Source organism: Okeania sp. SIO2B9 (assembly GCF_010672505.1).
Classification (GTDB): domain Bacteria; phylum Cyanobacteriota; class Cyanobacteriia; order Cyanobacteriales; family Microcoleaceae; genus Okeania; species Okeania hirsuta.
In genome coordinates, this window is the sequence record NZ_JAAHGK010000563.1 from 1 (window position 1) to 4,691 (window position 4,691).

Genomic DNA, 4,691 nt, shown 5'->3' on the forward strand with positions numbered 1-4,691 from the left:
GATAATCAAAAATAAAATCACTTATCCCGCAAAAATCATCAATTCTTTCTCCCTACTCCCTCTTTTCAGGAGAGGTCTAATGTATGTTCTCTGGGGAATGCTCCGATCAAGTCTCATAAAGAGCAAAGCTTAAAGGATTAATCGTCACGGTTTGTCCAGATAATAATTTTTTAGGTAAAGCAGCACCTTCTCCCATCCATTCTCGGTCTGAGGAATTAATCAGCTTTTGCCAATTTCCTGTGGGTAGTTGAGGTTCAAATGTCACAGAATGCTTTTCAAAATTCATCAGACTCAATACACTACTTTTCTCTCCCCACCTGTGAAGCAATAAGACATTTTTATCTGCTAAACTTTTTACTTCTATTTGAGAGATGTCAAGCTTAGCTAATACTGGAATTTTTTTCCGTAGCTCAATTAAGCGTTTATAAAAAGAACGTAAAACTCCATATTTACCTTCCCTGGATTTTTCCCAATTTAATTTAGAGTCCATAAATACTTTTTCACCTTGAGGATCGGGCACTTCTCCAGACCAATTGAAAGACTTAAATTCTTCTGCCCTTCCTTTTCTCACTGCTTCTACTAAGTTAGGATCTCCATGACTAACAAAATACATAAAAGGAGCTTCTTCTCCATATTCTTCTCCCATATATAACATTGGTACAAATGGAGAAATTAAAACTGCTCCTGCTGCTAATTTTAATCCTTCAAAATCTACTAAAGCTGATAATCTTTCTCCTATTAATCGATTACCTATTTGGTCGTGGTTTTGAATACAAATTACAAACTTTTCTCCGGCAAAACCAACCGTTGAATTACCATGATTTCTCTGGCGGTGAGGTGAAAATTCTCCTGTATAAACATATCCTTCTTTATAAGATTTTTTCAGAGATTCTATACTCTTAAAATCAGAATAATATCCAGAACTTTCTCCTGTTAAAAGACTGTGCAGAGAGTGGTGAAAATCATCGCACCATTGAGCATCGTGACCAAACCCTCCTTGTTCTTTTGAACGTAAAACTCGCACATCATTTAAGTCACTTTCCGCAATTAAATAATGCTTCCTTCCATCATTTTTACTAAACTCTTCTACCCTAGCAGCTAACTGTTGTAAAAAAGGTTCGGCACTCATATCATAAATGGCATGAACAGCATCTAAACGTAAACCATCAATATGATATTTATCTAACCAATACAAAGTATTTTCAATAAAAAAATTACGGACTTCATTACTATATGCGTCGTCAAAATTAACAGCATTTCCCCAAGGAGTATGATACTTATCCGTAAAATAGGGACCATAATCCCAGAGATAATTTCCCTCTGGACCAAAATGATTATAAACAACGTCCAAAATTACAGAGATGCCTACTTGATGACAAGCATTAACAAGCTGCTTTAGACCATCCGGCCCACCATAAGAATGTTGGACCCCATAAAGATAAACTCCATCATAGCCCCAGTTGCGATCGCCTGGAAATTGAGCTACGGGCATAATTTCTATAGTGTTTATCCCTAAATCTTTTAATTCTGGCAACCTCGGAATAATTGCTGCAAAAGTTCCTTCGGGAGTAAAAGTACCGACATGAAGTTCATAGATAATCATTTCTGCCAAAGGGATACCTTGCCAAGAAGTATCATTCCAGGTAAATTTTTGATGGTCTACTACTTTAGAAGGACTATGTACTCCTTGAGGTTGCCAGTTAGAGGCTGGGTCTGGTCGGTCAGTTTCTCGGTCTAATTGATAAAAATATAGAGTTTCCGGGTCAATGTCTTTTGCTTCTCCTTGCCAATATCCCCATTCATCTTTTTGAAGTTCAATAAATTTTTCTTGGGGATGTACAATATGTACAGCTAACTTTTCTCGTAGAGGTGCCCAAACATTAAATTGGCATTTATTTGTTTCTGCTGAATAATGGCTACCGATTTTCATAAATTTATATACTCTGAGGGCGTTGAATTTTTTATAATAATGTTGTCTAATTTTAGACTACAATTTCATCTGTTAATTTACTCACCTCTTAAAACTAAATTACTTTTTTAAAAAAAAATTATCAATTCTCCTTCCTTTTCATTTAAATAATTTAAAACTACAACGTTATAGTTATGAGTGTCTCATTAGTTAGTACCACCGAAGCGGCTTTTCTTCTAAATATCTCGACAGGTAGATTGCGTTTTCTACTAAATACTGGCCGAGTTATAGGTGCGCGTAAAGTCAAAAGATTTTGGCGAATTCCTTTAAATCATAGAGGAATGCCAGAAATTACACCTGGTCGTCGTGGCCCTGAACCCACTTGGAATAAAAATCAACGCACAGCTAATACTTTTATTCATGTTCTGCGAAAGACTATAGATTATAACCGAGACCATGGAACCTCTCATAGAGCAGTCGCCGTAAAAGTAGGAAGTAAAAAAGATTATTGCCACGCTGTAAAAATTCATGGGCCTTGCCAGATAGTGTATCAACCCCATCAACCTAATAGAAGTCAAGCTGGAGGTGCCCGTCTGTGGATTGAAGTAGAACCGGGAAATATAGTAGAGCGAGTATATTTCAGTAATGGAGATTATGGTCCGCCTCCGGAAGTAGTTCAGCAGCGGGTAAAACAAAAAAGTCGAAAGGCTAAACACTGTATATATGCAACGTTATAGTTTTTAACTACTATATATAGTGGTTTTGGGTAGATTTAGAGTTAAGGATGTGTGGCGATCGCTCATCCTTAACTCTAAATCTTCTTCAGGGAAGATAAGAATATTACAACGGTTTTCATTTTGGTAGACCAGTGTAAGGACGAATGGCTATTCGCCCCTAGAGAATAGTGTCTAATAATCAATCTTTATCTTTTGCGGATTCTGTAATAGGGAGAATTGAAATAGTAGCACCTGGCTTACTATTGGAAACTGTGTTGAGATTCTCTGCAAGCCAGTGGAAGAATTCAGGGAATTTCAAACCATTGAGCGACTTAGGTTGTGTTTGTGGAGAAGCAATTTCTCTGAGGTTAATCATATCTACTCCCTGAACACCGACTAGAAAAAAATTGAGTTTATTTGCCTTTGCCGCTTCTTTCGCACGCTGCGCTGATTTTTGCCATTCCTTATCCATTGTTTGCCAATTGCTGTCAGTTGGAGGTATACCTATAATATAAAATAACCAAGGTTTTTGAGAGTCCTGAATATTATTGCTTTAGTAATTATTCTGATAATTGTCTATTTTTCGCAATGCTAAATTAATTCCCTCACCCATCATCGTTTCTCCTTCAGCTTTGAAAGGAGATGGGGCAAATTTATCCATATTCACAAAATTTTGAATTCCTTGCCCATTACTATTAGAATTTATGATAGCTAATTCCACAGATTGGGATATTTTGCTACTTGGTTCAAATTCTTTTTTAAAAGCAGCAATTCCAGCATTTAAGGAATCAATACGTTCACCAGACATCGAACTAGATGTATCTACTACTAGAACAATTGGAATCTTAAGTTCAGCGGAGTGTGCTGGTCAACTTTTCTTTTCTAAGTTTGGGGGAAGAGAATGTGTTGTTGGCGATCTGGAAAGTAATGGCGTGGATGTTCCTTGGTTAAGTTGAAGGTTGCCTGCAAGTCCAGTTAAATGTTCTATTTGCAATAAATTAAATAAATTTGACGCAGAGTCTCCTGAACCACTATTACCACCAGTCATCATAATTTGAGGATAATTAATTTGGGTTTGAGCCAGTGCATCCGACCATTTTCCTTGTATTTCTATTTGAGCATAAAGTTCAGGGTTAAGAGTAGCAACTTTGGTATGAACCCTAATTTATTAGATTAATCCACAATTAAAAAAACGTGGTAAGAGAACTTCAAAAGTTTCTTTCCAGCGAATGCGGTTGATTTGGTAATTTTTTTGATCGGGAAAACTTAAAGAAGGAAGATGTCCTGGTTTTGCTTCACTAGAAAAATTAAAATCATCATACCTTTCTATCCATTTTCTACCATCATACCAACCGATATATTTTGCAAATTTGTTCTTGTAAATTGAAAAATTAAATTCTCCTGGCCTGCCTTTACATTTACACCAAATTTTTGCTTTAACACTGAAACCAAAATTACCGTTGCTGTATTCAAACCAAAGTTTATCCATGATTTTTAATGCTTCATCAGGTATTTTTTGTATGTCTTCACTGTCTAGCCGTGTTATCAAATCTCTATTTTTTGGAACGTGATTAGAACTTTCAATACTGTCAGCAATTTCTATCATTAATCTCATAGTTTCTAAATCAGCTTCTTTCCACTTTTTTTTTTGCAGAAAATCTTCTAATTTACCATAAATTTCTGGGTCGAAATTTGGTTCTAAAATAGTAGTTTCTTCTGGTTTTTGTGGAACCTGCCGATCTATAGGTAATTCTATAGGAGGAATTGATATTGGTAGTATTGATAGTTCTGGTAGTGGATATGTAGGAGAAATATTAATTTTTTGATTTTTATCTTGTTCCAGTATATCTCTAATTTCTTTTAATAAGGTAAGACCTTTATTTTTATGATGTAATTTACTAAAAATTTTATGCAATTCGTCTATATTTAGACCATTACATAGGCTTAAAAAATCAGATAAAATTACTCGCAGAGATTCATTTAGCCTCAAGTTACTAATATCAAAGCCCCCTTATTCTAGAGTATTTATAAATAATTCATACCTTTTATAAACTTGTAAAATATCC

The 4,691-nt window shown here is 35.3% G+C and carries 6 protein-coding genes; 1 reads left to right on the top strand and 5 read right to left on the bottom strand.

Translation table 11 applies throughout. From position 1 onward, the window contains the following. Positions 1-106: 106 nt before the first annotated feature. On the bottom strand, positions 107-1,930 hold the full coding sequence (treZ, locus tag F6K13_RS19140) for a malto-oligosyltrehalose trehalohydrolase (RefSeq protein ID WP_124143078.1): 1,824 nt from the start codon (positions 1,928-1,930) through the stop codon (positions 107-109). 173 nt (positions 1,931-2,103) lie between these two features. On the opposite strand from treZ, the gene F6K13_RS19145 reads away from it, so the two are divergent. Beyond that, on the top strand, positions 2,104-2,646 hold the full coding sequence (locus tag F6K13_RS19145; RefSeq protein WP_124143079.1) for a helix-turn-helix domain-containing protein: 543 nt from the start codon (positions 2,104-2,106) through the stop codon (positions 2,644-2,646). A gap of 178 nt (positions 2,647-2,824) precedes the next feature. On the opposite strand, the gene F6K13_RS19150 is transcribed toward F6K13_RS19145, so the two are convergent. From F6K13_RS19150 to F6K13_RS19165, 4 genes are all read right to left on the bottom strand, one after another. Next, positions 2,825-3,097, bottom strand: coding sequence for a hypothetical protein (locus F6K13_RS19150; protein WP_124143080.1), 273 nt, complete (start codon positions 3,095-3,097; stop codon positions 2,825-2,827). An 81-nt stretch (positions 3,098-3,178) separates the two neighbouring features. Next, on the bottom strand, positions 3,179-3,433 hold the full coding sequence (locus F6K13_RS19155) for a hypothetical protein (protein ID WP_124154210.1): 255 nt from the start codon (positions 3,431-3,433) through the stop codon (positions 3,179-3,181). Positions 3,434-3,493: 60 nt separating this feature from the next. Beyond that, a complete protein-coding gene (locus tag F6K13_RS19160; protein ID WP_124154209.1) occupies positions 3,494-3,676 on the bottom strand; it encodes a hypothetical protein in 183 nt (60 codons plus the stop codon). 117 nt (positions 3,677-3,793) lie between these two features. After that, positions 3,794-4,540 (bottom strand): GUN4 domain-containing protein, encoded by a 747-nt coding sequence (locus F6K13_RS19165; protein ID WP_161564309.1) that lies wholly within the window; start codon positions 4,538-4,540, stop codon positions 3,794-3,796. Between the last annotated feature and the right edge of the window lie 151 nt (positions 4,541-4,691).

Bases quoted from the DNA above. Each gene is read 5' to 3' on its own strand.
- treZ (WP_124143078.1), bottom strand. From the start codon at position 1,930: ATGAAAATCGGTAGCCATTATTCAGCAGAAACAAATAAATGCCAATTT.
- F6K13_RS19145 (WP_124143079.1), top strand. From the start codon at position 2,104: ATGAGTGTCTCATTAGTTAGTACCACCGAAGCGGCTTTTCTTCTAAAT.
- F6K13_RS19150 (WP_124143080.1), bottom strand. From the start codon at position 3,097: ATGGATAAGGAATGGCAAAAATCAGCGCAGCGTGCGAAAGAAGCGGCA.
- F6K13_RS19155 (WP_124154210.1), bottom strand. From the start codon at position 3,433: ATGTCTGGTGAACGTATTGATTCCTTAAATGCTGGAATTGCTGCTTTT.
- F6K13_RS19160 (WP_124154209.1), bottom strand. From the start codon at position 3,676: ATGATGACTGGTGGTAATAGTGGTTCAGGAGACTCTGCGTCAAATTTA.